This window comes from Pseudomonas sp. NPDC088414 (assembly GCF_044753325.1).
Taxonomy (GTDB): domain Bacteria; phylum Pseudomonadota; class Gammaproteobacteria; order Pseudomonadales; family Pseudomonadaceae; genus Aquipseudomonas.
Map to the genome: position 1 here is coordinate 515,106 of NZ_JBIVMY010000001.1, position 17,496 is coordinate 532,601.

General features: G+C 57.8%; 17 protein-coding genes and 2 pseudogenes. 11 read left to right on the forward strand and 8 right to left on the reverse strand.

Features of this window, described 5'->3' with window-relative positions; translation table 11 throughout:
- Window positions 1–95: 95 nt before the first annotated feature.
- From ACIP8I_RS02265 to ACIP8I_RS02280, 4 genes are all read right to left on the reverse strand, one after another.
- Window positions 96–539 (reverse strand): TspO/MBR family protein, encoded by a 444-nt coding sequence (locus ACIP8I_RS02265; RefSeq protein ID WP_400758561.1) that lies wholly within the window; start codon window positions 537–539, stop codon window positions 96–98.
- Between the two features lie 59 nt (window positions 540–598).
- A complete protein-coding gene (locus tag ACIP8I_RS02270; protein ID WP_400758339.1) occupies window positions 599–2,788 on the reverse strand; it encodes an ATP-binding protein in 2,190 nt (729 codons plus the stop codon).
- A 160-nt stretch (window positions 2,789–2,948) separates the two neighbouring features.
- Complete coding sequence (locus ACIP8I_RS02275; protein WP_400758340.1) at window positions 2,949–4,487, reverse strand: cryptochrome/photolyase family protein; 1,539 nt, start codon at window positions 4,485–4,487, stop codon at window positions 2,949–2,951.
- Entirely contained in the window at window positions 4,484–5,026 is a 543-nt protein-coding gene (locus ACIP8I_RS02280; protein WP_400758341.1) for a DUF3833 domain-containing protein, read from the reverse strand. Before ACIP8I_RS02280 ends, ACIP8I_RS02275 begins: the two co-directional genes overlap by 4 nt.
- A 682-nt stretch (window positions 5,027–5,708) precedes the next feature.
- On the opposite strand from ACIP8I_RS02280, the gene ACIP8I_RS02285 reads away from it, so the two are divergent.
- On the forward strand, window positions 5,709–5,918 hold the full coding sequence (locus ACIP8I_RS02285; protein ID WP_400758342.1) for a hypothetical protein: 210 nt from the start codon (window positions 5,709–5,711) through the stop codon (window positions 5,916–5,918).
- A 195-nt stretch (window positions 5,919–6,113) separates the two neighbouring features.
- On the opposite strand, the gene ACIP8I_RS02290 is transcribed toward ACIP8I_RS02285, so the two are convergent.
- Both ACIP8I_RS02290 and ACIP8I_RS02295 read right to left on the reverse strand, forming a co-directional pair.
- A complete protein-coding gene (locus ACIP8I_RS02290) occupies window positions 6,114–7,238 on the reverse strand; it encodes an alkene reductase (protein WP_400758343.1) in 1,125 nt (374 codons plus the stop codon).
- Between the two features lie 95 nt (window positions 7,239–7,333).
- The gene (locus ACIP8I_RS02295; protein ID WP_400758345.1) at window positions 7,334–8,011 is read right to left on the reverse strand and encodes a type 1 glutamine amidotransferase domain-containing protein; all 678 of its coding nucleotides are present in this window, start codon (window positions 8,009–8,011) and stop codon (window positions 7,334–7,336) included.
- Window positions 8,012–8,208: 197 nt separating this feature from the next.
- Here ACIP8I_RS02295 and ACIP8I_RS02300 point away from each other — a divergent pair, with 197 nt between their 5' ends.
- Both ACIP8I_RS02300 and ACIP8I_RS02305 read left to right on the forward strand, forming a co-directional pair.
- Entirely contained in the window at window positions 8,209–8,793 is a 585-nt protein-coding gene (locus ACIP8I_RS02300; protein ID WP_400758347.1) for a TetR/AcrR family transcriptional regulator, read from the forward strand.
- Between the two features lie 160 nt (window positions 8,794–8,953).
- Window positions 8,954–9,202, forward strand: a complete 249-nt coding sequence (locus ACIP8I_RS02305; protein WP_007967156.1) for a CsbD family protein — start codon at window positions 8,954–8,956, stop codon at window positions 9,200–9,202.
- A gap of 132 nt (window positions 9,203–9,334) precedes the next feature.
- Here ACIP8I_RS02305 and ACIP8I_RS02310 read toward each other — a convergent pair whose 3' ends face one another.
- On the reverse strand, window positions 9,335–9,994 hold the full coding sequence (locus ACIP8I_RS02310; protein ID WP_007967157.1) for a carbonic anhydrase: 660 nt from the start codon (window positions 9,992–9,994) through the stop codon (window positions 9,335–9,337).
- A 242-nt stretch (window positions 9,995–10,236) separates the two neighbouring features.
- Here ACIP8I_RS02310 and ACIP8I_RS02315 point away from each other — a divergent pair, with 242 nt between their 5' ends.
- The gene (locus ACIP8I_RS02315) at window positions 10,237–10,848 is read left to right on the forward strand and encodes a dTMP kinase (RefSeq protein WP_400758349.1); all 612 of its coding nucleotides are present in this window, start codon (window positions 10,237–10,239) and stop codon (window positions 10,846–10,848) included.
- 716 nt (window positions 10,849–11,564) lie between these two features.
- Here ACIP8I_RS02315 and ACIP8I_RS02320 read toward each other — a convergent pair.
- Window positions 11,565–11,801 (reverse strand): helix-turn-helix domain-containing protein, encoded by a 237-nt coding sequence (locus ACIP8I_RS02320; RefSeq protein ID WP_400758563.1) that lies wholly within the window; start codon window positions 11,799–11,801, stop codon window positions 11,565–11,567.
- 122 nt (window positions 11,802–11,923) lie between these two features.
- Here ACIP8I_RS02320 and ACIP8I_RS02325 point away from each other — a divergent pair, with 122 nt between their 5' ends.
- From ACIP8I_RS02325 to ACIP8I_RS02355, 7 genes and pseudogenes are all read left to right on the forward strand, one after another.
- Window positions 11,924–12,400 carry a hypothetical protein gene (locus tag ACIP8I_RS02325; RefSeq protein WP_400758351.1) on the forward strand — a complete coding sequence of 159 codons (477 nt, stop codon included), beginning with the start codon at window positions 11,924–11,926 and terminating at the stop codon, window positions 12,398–12,400.
- A 566-nt stretch (window positions 12,401–12,966) separates the two neighbouring features.
- Complete coding sequence (locus ACIP8I_RS02330) at window positions 12,967–13,545, forward strand: VOC family protein (RefSeq protein WP_400758353.1); 579 nt, start codon at window positions 12,967–12,969, stop codon at window positions 13,543–13,545.
- Between the two features lie 114 nt (window positions 13,546–13,659).
- Complete coding sequence (locus ACIP8I_RS02335; RefSeq protein WP_400758355.1) at window positions 13,660–14,286, forward strand: FAD-dependent monooxygenase; 627 nt, start codon at window positions 13,660–13,662, stop codon at window positions 14,284–14,286.
- A complete protein-coding gene (locus ACIP8I_RS02340; protein ID WP_400758357.1) occupies window positions 14,256–14,450 on the forward strand; it encodes a hypothetical protein in 195 nt (64 codons plus the stop codon). Before ACIP8I_RS02335 ends, ACIP8I_RS02340 begins: the two co-directional genes overlap by 31 nt.
- An 87-nt stretch (window positions 14,451–14,537) precedes the next feature.
- Window positions 14,538–15,277 (forward strand): annotated as a pseudogene (locus ACIP8I_RS02345) (FAD-dependent monooxygenase).
- A 69-nt stretch (window positions 15,278–15,346) separates the two neighbouring features.
- A pseudogene (locus tag ACIP8I_RS02350) lies at window positions 15,347–16,591 on the forward strand (outer membrane beta-barrel protein).
- A gap of 356 nt (window positions 16,592–16,947) precedes the next feature.
- On the forward strand, window positions 16,948–17,418 hold the full coding sequence (locus ACIP8I_RS02355) for a glycine zipper 2TM domain-containing protein (RefSeq protein ID WP_400758359.1): 471 nt from the start codon (window positions 16,948–16,950) through the stop codon (window positions 17,416–17,418).
- Window positions 17,419–17,496 lie beyond the last annotated feature (78 nt).

A 17,496-nucleotide genomic window follows, 5' to 3' on the forward strand; every position in this document is an offset into this window, starting at 1 on the left:
GGGGACCTGCGCTTTCAAGGGGCTGGAAGATATTTTGTATGCCTGTAAATAAGCCTTTCTGTCAGAAAAAATGCGAGTTATGACAGCTGTCGCCATCAGCCGCGGTTATTGCGCAGAATCGAGAAATTCAACGCTGCCGCCACACACAGCCAGGCCAGATACGGAAACAGGATCAACCCGGTGATCAAATCCAGACGCAACGCCAGGAACACCATCGCCGCGACCACCAGCCACAGCACCACAAGGATCACCATGGCAGCGGCGACCTGATGCGCGCCAAAGAACACCGGCGTCCACAACGTGTTCAAGGCAATTTGCGCGGCCCACAACGCCAGAACTGTCTGACTGCCAGGAGTCAGGCTCAAGCGATAACCGGCCCAGGCCAGCAACAGATAGATAATGGTCCAGGCCACCGGAAACGCCCAATTGGGTGGGGTAAAACCGGGTTTGTTCAGCGCTTCGTACCATGACCCGGGTTTGAAAATCACCCCGGTAGTCGCTGCAGCGCCGCACGCGATCAGAAAAATCAGAAACGTCACCATTTATCACTCCTTGGCCGCAGCCACTTTCTCTGGGATTACAGCGCCGCAACGGTCGCTCATTCGGATTTCATCGCCATCAGGTCGCTGACCCGCGCCACCAGCGTGTCGACGGCAAACGGCTTGGTCAGCACCTGCATGTCCGGGCCAAGCTGACCGGCGCCAATCACCGCGTTTTCCGCGTACCCGGTAATGAACAGGGTCTTCAGGTTCTGGCGGATTTCCCGGCCGGCATCGGCCAGTTGCCGACCGTTCATGCCACCCGGCAAGCCGACGTCGGTGATCAGCAAGTCGATGTGTATGTCCGAGCGCAACATCTTCAGCCCGACCACACTGTCGGCGGCCTCTATCAAGGTGTAGCCGAGATCGCCCAGCACGTCTGTCAGCAGCGCACGCACCGTAGGCTCGTCGTCCACCACCAGAATCGTCTCGCCAGCCTTGGGCAAGGCGGCCGGCGCGTTGTCCTTGTGATCCTGATTCGGCACGGGCTCGCCGTGGTAGCGAGGCAGGTAAATGCACATTTCCGTGCCTTGGCCGACTTGGGAATGCACGCGCACCTGGCCGCCGGACTGTTTGGCGAAACCATAGATCATCGACAACCCCAACCCGGTGCCCTGGCCCAGCGGTTTGGTGGTGAAGAACGGATCGAAGGCCTTGGCGATGACATCGGCGGTCATCCCGGTGCCGGTATCGGTCACGCACAGACACAGGTATTCGCCCTCGGGCATGTCCAGGGTGCGCGCCGTCTCGCAGTCCAGCGTGCGGTTGGCTGTCTCGATGGTGATGCGCCCGCCATCCGGCATCGCATCGCGCGCGTTGATGCACAGGTTGAGCAGGGCGTTCTCCAACTGGCTGGCATCCACCAGCGTTGGCCACAGCCCCGGCGCGGCGCGGGTTTCCAGAACGATGCTGGGGCCGACCGTACGCTGGATCAGTTCGGTCATGCCGATCATCAGCGTGTTGACATCGGTGGGGCGCGGATCGAGAGTCTGGCGTCTGGAAAACGCCAGCAGGCGGTGGGTCAGGGCGGCGGCGCGCTTGACCGCGCCCTGGGCGGTCACCATGTATTTGTCGACCTCATTCAGCCGGCCCTGGCTGATCCGCGCGCCCATCAACTCCAGCGCGCCGGAAATGCCGGCCAGCAAATTGTTGAAGTCATGCGCCAGGCCCCCGGTCAGTTGGCCGACGGCCTCCATTTTCTGCGACTGGCGCAGTTTCTCTTCGGCCTGCATCAACTCTGCGGTGCGCGATGTCACGCGCTGCTCCAGCGTATCGTTGAGCGCGCGCAACGCGGCGATGGCGCGGTCGCGCTCCGCTTCGACATTGCGCCGTTCCTCGACATCGATCAGCACGCCGGGAAAGCGCAGCGGCGTTCCATCATCGGCACACTCAACACGCCCGTTGGCTTCGATCCACTGGTATTTGCCATCAGCGCGGCGCACACGGTACTGGTGGGAGTAGGCACCACCACGGCCGAGGGCTTCGTTGATCGCGGTGGTCAGTCCATCCTGGTCTTCGGGATGCACGGTCACCATGACTTGTTCGAGGCTGAGCCCTTCGCGGCCCAGCGCCGGGTCGAGATCAAACACCCGGGCGAACGCTTCGTCCACGGCAAAACGGTCGGTGAGCAGGTCCCAGTGCCAGGTGCCGATAATGGCCCCGGCGGCGAGCGCCAGTTGCACACGCTCGACGTTCTCCCGCGCCAGCGCTTCACTGGCACGCAAACGCTCCTCGGCGTCGCGCCGCTGGGTGACGTCGTTGAACAGGATCGCAATCTGCCGGTCGGCCGGATCGCCGACCCGCACCGCGCGCACGTCGAACCAGCGTTCGAAGGTGTTGGCGTAGCTCTCGAAGTTCGCCGGTTCGCCGCTCTTGGCCACGTGGCCGTAGGTTTCAAACCAGAAGCTTTCCAGATTGGGCGCGAACTCGGTCACCCACTTGCCGCGCAGGTTGACCCCGCACTGGTGTTCGAACGCCGGGTTGGCTTCGACGAAGTAGTAATCGACGGGTTTATCCTCGGCGTCGAATTTGACCTTGACGATGGCGAACGCCGATTCGATGGTTTCCAGAATGGTGATGAAGCGTGCCTCGCTGCGGGCGAGCGCATCCCGACTGGCTTGCAGTTGCGCCGCCATGTCGCGATCAAGGTCAACGACCTGTGTGTCGACCTGAGGGCACTGAAGCGCCGCGCGCAATCGCCTTACCTCTGACTCAAGCGCTTCGCGACTAAGGTGTTCAAGGGTATCCATGTGACCTGCTTTATTGAATGTTCAGGGGCTGGCTTCATAGCGCGCGTAGGCACAACACGAGCAGTTGAACGTTGCACTCGCAGGGGACTCGAGCGCCGATCATCCGTTGACCGGGCACCCTGCGCTTAAGTTTCACCACCCGCGCAAGCGGGCGTTCATTTCAGATCGATTCGCCGTTATCCAGGCGCGCCAACAGGTTCTGCCCGCGTTGCCACAGCGCCTCCTGCTTGGCTGGCGGCATGCGGTCGAGGTTCTTGTACATCATCGCCATGCGCTGATTGCCGCGCAGGTGTTCGCCGTGGCGCATCAGAAAATGCCAGTACAACGCATTGAACGGGCAGGCATTGTCCGCGGTACTTTCGCTGACCTTGTAGGCGCAGCTTCGGCAGTAGTCGGACATGCGATTGATGTATTGGCCACTGGCGCAATAGGGTTTGGAACCGAGGTAACCGCCATCGGCATGCATGACCATGCCCAAGGTGTTGGGTAGCTCGACCCAGTCGAAAGCGTCCATATAGATCGCCAGATACCACTCACAGATCTGGCTCGGCGCGATGCCGGCGAGCAGGGCAAAATTACCGGTGACCATCAGCCGCTGGATGTGATGCGCGTAGGCGTGCTGCAGACTCTGGCCAATGGCGTGGCGCATGCAGTTCATCTGCGTAGCGCCGGTCCAGTAGAACTCGGGCAGTGGCCGGTCGTTGCCGAATGCGTTGCCCAGTGCGTAGTCCGGCATTTTCAGCCAGTACACGCCGCGCACATATTCCCGCCAGCCGATCAGTTGCCGAATGAAGCCTTCAGCGGCATTCAGGGCAATCCTGCCGGCCCAATAGGCGGACTCGACATCACTGCACAACTGCCGCAAATCCAGCAGGCCAATATTGAGCGCGGCACTGATGCGCGCATGAAACAGGAACGGTTCGTCACTGGCCATGGCGTCCTGATAGTCGCCGAAACCTGCCAGGCCATAGTCCAGAAAATACTCCCACAGCGCCTGCGCGTCGGCGTGGGTGACCGGGTAGTTGAAGTCGTCGAGTGCGCCATAGTGCTGACTGAAGCGTGCCCTCACCAGGGCGAGCACATCGCGGGTGATCGCGTCATTACCGAAACGGATCGGGTAGGGGGCTTTCACGCCTTTGGGCAGGGCCTTGCGGTTCTCTGCATCGAAATTCCACGCACCACCCACCGGCGTGCCGTCGCCATTGAGCAGCAAGCGACTCTTGCGGCGCATCTCGCGATAGAAGAATTCCATGCGCAACTGCTTTTTGCCGGCGGCCCAGGCGGCGAACTCATCGCGACTGCAAAGAAAACGCGTATCGGCGTGCCAATGAATGGGCAAGCCACAGTCCCTGATCGATTGCTCCAGACGCCAGTCGCCGCATTCGGTGACGTGCACTTCCTCGGCCTGCAACCGCTGTTGCCAGCGGCGTAATTCCCCCGGTACCGAGCCGCTGTTGTGCGGATCATCCAGGGTCACATATTCGACACGAACGCCCTGATCTCGCAGGGCCTGGGCGAAATGGCGCATGGCGCTGAAGATCAGGGCAATCTTCTGTGGATGGTGCGGCACATGGCTGGCTTCTTCCATGACCTCGACCAGCAGCACGCTGTCGCGCTCGCTATCGAGCGTCTGCAATGAAGCCAGATCGAAGGACAACTGATCGCCCAGCACCAGGCACAAACGGCGAGTAATGTTCATTCAGTGTGACCGGCGTCAACGCGACGGAAGAACAAGGTCACCTGTCCGACTTCAACACCGAGCTTGGTCATGCTGGTGCGGTTGATTAGCGTGTCCTCGTCCATCTGGTACATCCAGTCGTCCATGCTCATTTCATAGGTCGAGCCATCAACCGGCAGATTCAGGCGATAACGCCAGTGCAGCGCATTGCCGGCGACCTGACCTGTGGCGACCCCCACCACATCACCCGCACGCCCGCTCCAGCGCCCCTGGCCCTCGGGCGTCAGGGTCCAGACGCGGCGTTGGCGCGTGCCGTCGCTGTACAGGAAGCGCTCATCGAGAATCAGGTTGTCGCCTTCGCGGTGGCTGACGATGTTGACCTCGAAGCGCTTGACCACTTCCCCGGAGCGCTTTTGAAACATCCCCCAGGCTTTCACGGGTTTGCTGAAAAAGCGCTGCAGGTCCAGCGCCGGTTGCTGATCGGCATAGTGGCTGACATCCACGCTGCCACAGCTCGCAACGCCGAGTGTCAGCGCCAGTAACAGCAGAAATCGGGTCATGGCCTTACTTCCTGAATGCACGCGTGTTGAAGTGAATTAACTGCTTGTACGGCTTAAAGTGTCTGTACAGGTTTATGGCGCTTGTATGAGAGCAAAACCCTGAAGTCTGTGCAGCAAGTCATTGAGGCTGAATACAGCCTGAATGCTGCCGACAGCAAGCCATGCGGTTTTCGCCCCGACCTGAGCATTGTCAGTAAGTTGTACGCGTGATGATCCGTTGTATAGGTTTTACTCAAGATAGGCTGAAAAAATCCACCTGACAATGAGTCGGCAATCTTTTTCGTGCAGATGCGAAAAACTCGCAGCGCAGCGCGCGAGGTTGCGGGTGTAGCGGGGGAGAAGAGGAAGCGCTCCCGAGGGAGTGGGAGCGCGGTGCGAATTCGCGAAATTATTGCTCAGTTCTCACACTGCCTCGAACACTACGGTTACGGCGCCAGTCGTGCCCAAGCGCATCCAACCTCTGGAAGTGATCGGGAGACCCATCAATTTTGCGGGAGGATTCGGATGATCTCGCCCCTTGTACGAAGCGATCTATAAGTTTTTGATACGTATTGTTCTGAATATGGTTCGAAATAAAATCGTCTAAAAAACTAGTATTTCTAACAGGCTCTAAATGGCTGGATCGGTTCCAAAATGGATAAGCCATCCAACACACGGTTAACTCACGGAAGGAATCAAAGCCATGCATAATTCGGACATGCTGCCAGACCTGCTTTCTAAAATTTATAAAAATCAGTGCGCGCTAGAGGTTGCAGTCTCAGTACTCGCTGATTTTGCTGAAAAAACCGGCAATACAGATGTTGCTGACAACGTTCGTGGATCGCTATCCATCATTGACACAAATGAGGAGCTCATAAAAATGACTTTGGCGGTGCTGATGTCACCGGAGTGACATTACTCAGCAGACGTTGTCACTGCGCCCCGATGCCGTTCCGCGAGGCTTGGCAGTCGGGGCCTTTTTATCCGCCCCCCCAAATCTAAAGCATCCAGTTCTCCTGAAGAACGCCGAAACACAGGCATTGGCCGGGGCAGATGTTGCAGGTCTGCGCAGGTGAGCTGGCGGCGTCGATAACCAAAAAAACTCCCTTTATTCGCTGTAGGTCGGGTAATCCACATAGCCTTCGGCATTGCCGCCGTAGACCGTCGCAGGATTCAGTGGATTGAGCGGCCAGTCATTGGCGATGCGCGCCGGCAGGTCCGGGTTGGCCATGAACGGACGGCCGAAAGCCACCAGATCCGCCAGTCCCGATTCAAGCAATTGCGCGCCGGACTCAGGGTTGTAACGCCCGGCGTAGATGATCGCGCCACTGAAGGTATCGCGCACTGCACGGCGAAAGGTTTGCGGCATCGCGGGCGCGTCGTCCCAGTCAGCTTCGGCGATTGACAGGTAGGCGACGCCCACATCCTCAAGCACTTTGATCGCTTCGATGTAAGTGGTGTGCGGGTCCTCTTCGACCATGCCCAGATAGGTGCGCGCTTCATCGGTGGTGGTGAACAGCGGCGCGAAACGCACACCGACTTTCTCTTTGCCGATGCACTCGGCGACACCCGACACCACTTCGCGCAGAAAACGCAGGCGATTGTGCAGCGAGCCACCGTACTGATCGGTGCGCACATTGCTGTGGGCAGAAATGAACTGGTTTACCAGATAGCCGTTGGCGCAGTGCAGTTCGATCCCGTCGAAGCCGGCGTCCAGCGCATTGCGCGCCGCCTGTATATAGAGCTGAACCAGTTCCTGGACTTCATCGGTGCTCAGTGCTCGCGGCGCGGATGGCGTAACCAGCTCGCCGGCGCCCGGCGCAGTTTCGATGAACACGCTGACTCGCTCGGTGGCGATGGCGGACGCTGAAACCGGGGCCGCCCCATCGGGTTGCAGCGCGGTGTGGGACACACGGCCGACGTGCCAAAGCTGCGCGAAAATCACGCCGTCCTGTGCATGCACCGCTTCGGTGACTGTGCGCCATCCGGCAATTTGTTCAGGGGTGTGAATGCCGGGAGTCCAGGCGTAGCCCTGACCGCGAGGCTCGATCTGCGTGCCTTCGGTGACCAGCAGACCGGCGCCGGCGCGTTGCTGGTAATACTCGGCCATCAATGCGTTGGCGACATTGCCCGGTTGTGTGCTGCGCTGGCGGGTGAGGGGCGGCAGGACGATGCGGTTCTTCAGGGTGTGCAGGCCCAGTTTGACGGGGGTGAAGTAAGGGCTGTTTTTCATGTGATTCCTGTTTTGGTCTTATTAGACCAGTCGACTAGTGGAGCGGTAAAAAAAACACCGTGCGGGATGCGCACGGTGTCTGGACGCTGGAGGGCTCAGGCCAATAGCTTCAGCAGTTTTTCGGCGACGGCTGCCGAGCTGGCCGGGTTTTGACCCGTCACCAGTTGGCCATCGGTCACCACGTGAACCTGCCAGTCAGCGACCTTGGAGTAGCGGCCGCCGAGACGCTGGAATTCGTCTTCGATCAGGAACGGCACGACATCGGTCAGGCCTACAGCGGCTTCTTCAGCGTTGGTGAAACCGGTGACGTCCCGGCCTTGAATCAACGGTTTGCCATCGGCAGCCACCACGTGACGCAGAACGCCCGGCGCATGGCAGACGAAACCGTGAGGTTTGTGGCTGCGGTCGAAGGCTTCGATCAAGGCGATCGAGTGCTTGTCTTCGGCCAAATCCCACAGCGGGCCGTGGCCACCCGGGTAGAACACGGCATCGAAATCCTCAGCGCTGACGTCCGCCAGGCGCCCGGTATTGGCCAGCGCCTGCTGAGCAGCAGGGTCTTGGCGGAAGCGGTCGGTTTCAGCGGTTTGCGCATCGGGCTCATCGCTTTTCGGATCGAGCGGTGGCTGGCCGCCGGCCGGCGATACCAGAGTGATCTGCGCGCCGGCATCCTTGAAGGCGTAATAGGGGGCCGCGAACTCTTCGAGCCAGAAGCCGGTTTTCTTGCCGGTGTTGCCAAGCTGATCGTGGGAAGTCAGAACCATCAAGATTTTCATAGAGCGCCCTGTATTGGTCTGGTGTCCTCGACGGGTTCGTCTGCGACACCTCGGAAGGAGTGACGGGGCACAGAATAGATTTATATTAGACCGGTCGTCTAGTAAATTTTTGCGCCCGTGTTTCCGCGCCATCACTGTGGCAAACTCCTGCTCATCAGAAATATACGACTGGTCTAATGTTTGGTATTTTGCGCCCCATGAAACCGACCTACGACGATACCCGCCAACACCTGCTCGACACCGGCCACCGCATGATGGCCGAAAAGGGCTTCACCAGCGTTGGCCTGAGCGAGATCCTGCAGACCGCCGGTGTGCCCAAGGGCTCGTTCTATCACTACTTCAAATCCAAGGAACTCTACGGCCAGGCGCTGCTGGAGGACTACTTTGTCGGCTACCTCGCGGACATGGAGCGACGCCTGACGCTGCCTGGGCTCAGCGCCTATGAACGGCTGATGGATTACTGGCAGGGCTGGCAGAACCGCTGCACCCTGGAAGGTCATGGCGATGAGTGTCTGGTGGTGAAGTTGAGCGCGGAAGTCGCCGACCTGTCCGAGTCGATGCGCCTCACCTTGCGTGACGGCGCCGAGCGCATCGTTGCGCGGATCACGACATGCCTGGAAGAAGGGCAGTTGGATAAAAGTTTGCCAGAGGCCGATGCTCGGCAACTGGCAGAAACCCTTTACCAACTCTGGTTGGGCGCCAGTTTGTTGAACAAACTGCAGCGGACGGGGCAGTCGTTGCAGACGTCGATGGCGATGACCAAACAGCTTTTGCAAAGCTGAGGACACCCACCGGCTTGGCTACTGTTCATCCTCGGCGTCTTCTTGATTTCTTGATTCCTGGCCTCTGGCTTTGTCATTTGATGGAACTCCACCTCACAGCCACCAGTCAATTTTTCTGTCGAGACTCAGAGCTTCCCACTTGAAAGAAGGTTTATGAATCATGAAGAGTGAACAGGTAGAAGGTGTAGCGGAAAAGTTGGCTGGCAAGGCGCAGAGCGCGGTCGGGAAATTGATGGGTGATTCGAAGATGGAAGCCGAAGGTGCTGGACATCAAGCAGCTGGACAGCTGACTAAAACCTACGGCGATGCGCTGGATAACGTGTCGACCTTCGTTAAAGAAAAACCGATCGCTGCAATCGCGATAGGTGCTGCGGCATTGATCCTGATAAACCGAATTTTCCGTCGCTGAGTGAGTGGCCAGTTTTTCAGCAGACGTTGAAAAACTGGAAAATTGAATTAAAGGAAAGGGCCCCTCGGGGCCCTTTGTTTTAACCGGTCTTTCATGGACGTTATGGATTCAACGACCGATCGCTCGTCGCCATCACATCTGTCTGCCGTTACGCGCTGCGATCGCAACGGTGGTCGGCGAATCAGCCAGTGAAACGAATTTGCGTGTCGCGCCATCCAGAGCATCGATGCATCCCGCCTCGATGTCGTAGACCCAGCCGTGCAGATTCATCCGCCCCTGTTCGAGCGCCAGGGCCACCGATGGATGAGTCCGCAGATTCGCCAGTTGCGCGATCACGTTTTCACGCACAAGACCATCCAGCTTGGCGCGGGGCGTGTCGAACTCATGCGCTGCGTTGATCGCTTTCGCGGCGTCCGAGTGACGTAGCCAGTTAGCCACCGCCGGAAGATGATCCAGGCACGTGCAGCGTGAAATCGCGCCCATCGCCCCACAGTCCGAGTGGCCGCAGATCACGATGTCCTGTACGCCAAGCACGGCGACCGCATATTCGACGGTCGCCGAGACGCCTCCCGGTTCAGGGCCGTAAGACGGCACAATGTTGCCGGCGTTGCGAATCACGAACAGTTCGCCCGGTTCGCGTTGCGTAAGGAGTTCCGGCACCACACGGCTGTCCGAGCAGGTGACGAACAACGCCTTCGGATTCTGTTCTGTCGCGAGCTGCTTGAACAGCTCGACACGTTGCGGATAAACCTCGCGCTGAAAGCGCAGAAAGCCGTCAATAATGTCCTGCATGAAGTCCTCCAAACCCAAAAAGCAGATGTGGACACGAGCACTCGATATGCCTTCGCGCCGCTGTGGTCGGCATTATTGCAGACGTCGCAGGTGTTGGCTGTACTCGATGTCTGCAGCATGAAGCTCATGACAGCGGACGGCCGGGGTGAGGGCAGGGCCATGCCATTGGAAATGACAATTCAGCCATTGGAATGCCAGGAATGCGGTTAGAGTGGCCCTCCACAAACATGGTTATGTGAACAATGAATCATCCGCTGTTTGTTTCTCTGGATGGGCCCAAAGGCACCGGCAAAACCACGCTGTTGGAGGCCGTTACGACGGCACTTAGGGCCGGCAACAAGAAAGTCATCCGGCTGTGCGAGAGAAAAAGCGATCCTTTCCGGGGTGAAACCATGGCCCTGATCAACGCGCTTGCCAGAAATCCTTCCGAGGATCTGGAATGGGCTGTGTGCCAGCGCCTGGCTGATAGTCGGCGCTGGATTTCCGGAAACGTGCTGACGGAGCAGCCGCTGGACAGCATCATCCTGATCGATCGCTGGTATCCGTCCGATGCCGCGTTTCGCCGAACCATCCCGTTTGCCGAGATTCTTCAGTTGAACCTGGATCGAGACGTGCGAGTGCCGGACCTGCATGTTGGCGTCGTCACCAATCCGGATATTTCATGGACAAGGGCTGCGACACGAGCGCGAGGATTGGGCGGCACTGTGATCCAGAAGTACGCAGAGCATGTGGCGTGTACGGAGATGTTCGAGCAAGCGGTCAAGGAGCACGGTTGGGTTCTGTGCCGTAATGAGGGAACCATCGAAGACGCCACGATGCAGGTGGTTTCTGAGATTTATAGGGTGCTGGGGTGATTGTTGGAGTGGAGACAGATGTTGGTGCAGGATGGCGCGTAGCGTAATACACGGTTTAACATAATATACATTACACGTAACAAGATGTTTCAAGATCAACCCGGTTGCACGCCACATTTCAATCCAGAACCTCTGTCCGTATAACTAATTCCTGGAATTTTCCGGAAGTAATCTCTGGAATCCGGCACTTGTCCTCCAATTCTAGAATGTAGTTAGCGATGTTTCATGAAAATGCGTGAATCGAGTCTGGTGTCTCGTTTCCAGGGCTGGTTGCAGATCGAGCGACCAGCAGTCGTTAGATTTCTCAACGGACCAGCCCCGATCTTGTCGCATCCGTTGCACCTGATCGGGGTCTACATGAACAAAACTACCCAGAGCGTCTATCACGACACTGTGTGAAATCTGAGGTTTCGCCATGGTGTTGGTGCGCAGACTTCAGGGACGGCCATACCGAAATTGGCCAATGACTTGGCAACGCTGTCGAGTATGCGTAACAGCTCTGGTCAGCTCAATTCTTTTGGATTGACGCCTGCCCGAGACCTCCTTTGTCACTACTAGGAATCAGACTCGCATATCGACTCTATGAGCAAAGCTCCAAGGCTCCGGCTCCGGCTCCGGCTCCGGATATTCTGCCTTGAACACGTTTCCGCTCGCTACCCGCGCCATGATAGCCGCTGGTAGCGAGCGCTTTCTGAGTTTTTGAGCGTTCATATTCATCACTTTGTTTCGGTAAGCTGCGTTCGGATCATCTCAAAAAGCTCTTCGAGGGTCTGTCCTGACTGAACTTTATAGCAATCGACAAGCAAGGTTAGCGGGTGCACTCCCATTCTATCTGCAAGCTGCGTCACCTTTTCCAAGGTAACACCCTTCATGCCCCGCTCTAGACTGCTTATGTAGGTTCGACTGCTGACCAAGCCGAAATCCTCCTGTGTGAGTCCTTTGCGCAATCTCATATTCCGTAAAGCTTCCGCGAAAGCAGTCTTCAATTCCATTTTGCTCACCGTGCAAAAGGAATGATGAAGCCTTTTTGCGCCCTATAGCACTACAATCTATAGGACTCATTGAGAGGCGATTTATGACTAAGCAGACGACGGAAAAAAGCTCGTCTACCGAGACCGCTCGTATCTACGTGGGACTGGTGGATAAATTGGATCGCGACGCTGGTATACAGATAAAACGCTTGGAGTGCGGTACTGATTTGTTGAGATTTTTAGATATCTGTAACTGCGCAAGCTCTTCAACTTCGGTTGTAGATGTTCAGGTGGCGTTACCGCCTTGGCTGAATGCAACAGCCCATTGGGTTGTCCAACCTCTCATTGCCATGGCTTACGGTCGGTTCCAAGTGCCCGGGGAGCGCGTGAGAACGGATTACATTTTCCAGATTGCTTCAGGATTCATGTATACAGTTGATGCGCTGGTTTTCCCATTAAACATCCAAGACTGCACCATTTTGTATAAAGTAAGCGAACCGCCAGGATTTGGCCAACAACTGCGCCTAGAACCGCACCAGGCTCAGATATCTTTACTTATTACGCGGGTGTTGAACGCATAGGCGAAAGACGCGTCAAAGCGCTTGTTACTAGTGCTTGATAGGAGATATGTATTTTGGAATATGACCTTCCTCCAATGCCAAAATAACGGACATTAACTAAAATTCAAGCTAACTCAACTAAACATCCATTTAGTTGAGTTATGAGTTGACCGTGATACGCCCTATATATTTCTTCCAGCTAAGCAACGAGCGTTCATCTGTCTAGGACTCTCTCCAATGGTTTGATAACAGCTGTCGGGTCATTGACAGCTATCTGGTTTTGCGGAGTTTCTCGAAGCTTACGCTGGCGATCAGTCGACCTTCAACTCCTTCAGAACGAGCCAGGTCAGTGAAAGGACTGAAAGGGAAATAATTTCAAGTGCGTCACTGGCTATCCTGCTTACCAAAGAGCAAAAAAGGCCCATGACAAAAAAGCGCTCATGGGCCAAGGAGGAAGCTGGTTATAGGCCCCACTGCGCCAACAAATCGAGCGCGCCGGCGGACGGTTTGAAGATCGGCCCGAGGCCGGGATCTGGTTCCGGGATCCCGACGGCAATCTGCTGCAGATCAAGGTCGGCGAGAAAACCATGCCCGACCAGAAGTCCGCGCATTGCAGCAACAGCACACCCGCCGATCATCGCGGCGCAACAACCCGCGATGGCCTGCCGCAAGTGCGCCCTCGCCGCCTTTCCCATGTGCTGTTGTTCACCCCGGACGTGCTCGGTGCCCTGCACTTCTACGAGCAGGCACTGGGCCTGAAGCTCTCCGACAAGTCGCTGGACATCATCGCCTTCAGCCACGCCCCGCACGGTTGCGATCATCGTCTGGTGGCGTTTGCCAAAAGCAGCGCCAAGGGCTGGCACCACGCGGCCTGGGAAGTCGACAGCATCGATGAAGTCGGCACGGGCGCCGTGCAAATGGCGGCTGCCGGCCACACTAAAGGCTGGGGCACCGGGCGCCATTGCCTGGGTTCGAACTACTTCCACTATGTGCAGGATCCGTGGGGCTCGTTCTGCGAATATTCGGCAGACATGGACTACATCGGCGAAGGCAGCGAATGGCCCGCCGGCGATTACCCACCGGAAAACTCCCTGTACCTCTGTGGCCCCGACGTCCCGGACAATTTCATTTTCAACACTGAAGTGGACATCCCGGCCCCCGCCTGAGCCGCCCTGCCGCACATTCATTGATCTGACATTCCTGCATGGCGCGAGTCCTCCCGATCGCGTGACGGCGGCGCCATGCCCGGGCATTCATTGCGAAGTACACGAGGCACAGTCATGAATCAGCACACCACAGTCGATGTCGCCATCGCCGGTTACGGCCCGGTGGGCCAGACCCTCGCCATCCTGCTTGGCCAGATTGGTTATTCGGTCGCCGTATTCGAACACTGGCCGGCGCTTTATCCGCTGCCCCGCGCGGTTTTCCATGATCACGAAATCCGCTGGGTTTTCCTGTCGATGGGGCTGGGCGAAGAACTGGCGAAAATCTCCCAACCCTCGGCGCGTTACCAGTGGTTCAACGCTGACTGGAAAGTGCTGGTCGAGATCGACTGGTCGGCCGAATCGATCAGCGACGGACCATTCGGCTATCTGTTCAATCAGCCGTTGCTGGAAGCGGCGCTCGATCGCAAAGCCAAAAGCATCGCCAACGTGCAGATCCATCAGGGCTGGGAAGCCACCGCGCTCGAACAGGACGCCGATGGCTGCGACATGCTGCTCAACCGGGTGATTCGTCAGGACGGCAAGTTCACGCTGGGCGAAGAACAGCAAAGCGTGCGTGCGCGTTACGTGATCGGCGCCGATGGCGCCAACAGCTTCATAGTCAGTCGCTGGGCATTGAATGGCAGGATCTGGACTTCCAGGAAGACTGGCTGGTGGTCGATCTGCAACCCAAGCCCGGCGTAGAGCTGGACGTGCCGGACATCGGCCAGTGGTGCAATCCCGAGCGCCCGACCACCATGGTGCCCGGCGGCCCCGGTTTTCGGCGCTGGGAATTCATGCGCGTGCCCCACGAAACTCTCGAGGAGCTGCAAGACAACGACAAGGTCTGGTCGCTGCTGTCGCGCTAGGTCACGCCCGACACTGCCGATCTGGTACGCCAAGCGGTCTATCAATTCCGCTCGCGGATTGCCGCCGACTGGCACCGCGGCCGGGTGATGATCGTCGGCGACGCCGCTCACGTGATGCGCCGTTCATGGGTCAGGGCATGTGTTCGGGGATTCGCGATGCTTGGAACCTGTCCTGGCGCCTCGATCTGCTGCTGCGCGGTCTGGCCGACAACAGCCTGCTGGACAGTTACACGCTGGAGCGCAAACCGCAGATTCGTGCAGTGATCGAAGCGTCCATGGCAATGGGCAAGGTGGTCTGCGTGTCCGACCCGGTGAAAGCCGCCGAACGTGACGCCGCGTACTTGAGCGGCAACGTCGCGCCGCTGCCACCGTTCCCCGGTTTGACTGACGGTTTGCTGCAGGAGGAAAACCCGCTGCGCGGCCTGCTTGGGGTACACGGCTCGATTGAAATCGATGGCCACGTCAGCCGCTACGACGATGTGATTCAGCGCGGCTTCCATCTGTTGGTGCGCGGTGACGAAGACCCGTTGGCGCTGCTTGATGTACAGCAGCTGTCGTTCATACGCGACTACGGCCTGCAAGTCGTGCGCCTAGCGCCACAATCCGACAGCGCCCAAGGCATCTACCGCGACGTTTCGGGCAAGTACCTGCAGTTTATGGCCGGGGCTGGCCTTAAGGTCGTCATTGTGCGCCCGGATTACTACTGCTATGGCGGCGTGGCCGAGCTGTCGGCGCTGCCGAAACTGCTCAATTCCCTTCGCCAGCAATTGCAGCTCAACCCCGGCCAGCAATCCGTCACCAACGAGGCCCGAGCCTGCCACGTCTGATACCGAGTTTTCACGGGCATGGATGCCCACCCCTTTCAACGTTCTGACAACAAAAATAAGAGACAGACAATGCACAACATCAAGGTGAAAGCGCTTGGTGCGGTTCTGGCCGCCTTCGCGACGCTCAATTCCCACGCCGCCGAACCCGCTGAAACGGGAGAAGGCACGCTGTTTCGCAGCTTGTTCGGTGACACGCTGGAAAAGGAATTCGGGATAACGTTCTCCGGCCTGTTTGATGTCGGTGACTCGCGCAACAACCGCTCCACTCACGACGAACGCGAGGACGGCTTGAGCAACCTGCCGCTCGTGGGTTTCGCCGACGAAGGACTGGAATGGAGTGGTCTGCACCTGTTCGTCGACAAGGTGCTCAGAGGCGACATGATCCCGCGTATCACGCCCTTGCCCGGCCCGGCGCCGACCGATCCCTCCTTCGGCTTCACCTTTGAAATGAATTACGGGCGCAACGCCCAGTTCGCCCGCACTCAGGGCTCGGATGCACTGGGATGTCAACTCGCCCGGCGACGACGATCTGGCCAAGGCCCAGCGCGACAAACAGAAATTCCTCGCCATCCCCAACATCGCCGCCACCGCTTACTTGCCCTACGGTCCCGGCATCACCGCCATGGCCGGCGTATTCGGCCCGGCGCTGGGTTATGAAATCCCGCCGAACATTCGTGCCGCACGCAACCCGTTGCCAGCAAAACCTACGCATTCGTCAGCGAACCCGGGACGATCGGCGGCGTCCAGCTCGGTACGCGTTTGTATAAAGGGCCATCAGGGATTCTCGGTGCGGAACTGGGCGTGGTGCAGGGCTGGGGCAATCTGCGCGACACAACGACAGCAAGTCGCTGATGGGCGCCTTGCGTTGGCGCACCGCCGACATGCAAACTTGGATCGATTACGAGTTCATCCTCGGTGATGAACAGAACGACAGTTTCAGCGATGTACAGGCGCCGACATCGCGCCTGGTGTCGCCGGACGGCCAATATCATCAACGGCCCCGGCTTTGACAGCGCGCATTGGTGGGGTGCCAACGCCGTGCTCACTTATCAGCAACGACCGGATCTCTCGTACTCGCTCCGCGCCGAGCATTTCGCCGATCCAGACGGCTTCATCCTGCTGCCCGTCTCCACCGCCCGCGGCAACTTCAATGCTGCCACCGCCGGCCTGCGTTACGACTTGAACAAGTACATCTCGCTACGCCCCGAGGTGCGTTACGACGTGTTCGACGGCAATGCCGACGATCACCCGTTTGGCGACGGGCGCGATCGAACCCAACTGACGGGGCTGGTCGAGGCCCTGATCTATTTCTAGGCCACAGGCGGCTGCGGTCGCCTCCGTCCCTCAATCAAGCCGGTCCATTGACAGCAGTATTCATACGCCGTTTTTCGTTATACCGGATTTGGAGGCTGTGATTACAGGACCATCCAACTGGCCGGTACAACACGTCGGCAAGAGTTGCCGATGATTTCTGCATTCAAGCGATGGATCGAAACGAAGAATTTATTCAGATCAGTCTCGCCAAATATTAAGCATCAGATTATTGCGTGTACCCCTTGGTCATACCGTATCAGTATGACATCTATCATTTAAGGAGCTAATCAACCTAACGGAAGGCGTGACACCTCAGAGGAAGCGCTGTCCAAATTATTAAATAGGAGTTGCTCGAAATGAGATCAGTGTCCGCCTTTTCCGCCGCAACGATTTTATTAACCAGCCTATTAGTTGTGGGAGGCTGCGCTAAAAACCTAGGTGGCGACTCTTACACCAGGGAGGATGCACGGACAGAACAAACTGTCCGGATGGGCACAATCTACTCTTTAAGGCCGGTCAAAATTGAGGGAACAAAAACACCCATAGGAGCGGGTGCGGGAGCCATTGTTGGTGGCGTTGGAGGTAGCGCAATTGGTGGCGGGCGCGGCAGCATTGTCACAGCTGTCATAGGCGCGGTGGCCGGCGGACTGATAGGCTCTGCCACAGAGGAAGGCTTGATGCGCACTCAAGGTGTGGAAATCACCGTCCGAGAGGATGATGGCAGCATGCGCGCGTACGTTCAACAGGTACAAGAAAATGAAGTTTTCCGAACAGGAGAGCGAGTCAAAGTATTGACTGTAAATGGAACCAGTCGAGTAACTCACTGACGTCCAACCCTCGCTTCCAGCCTATTCTAAGACTAGGCTTGTACCAATTTGCTGATTGGGAGCAGAACGCATAAAACG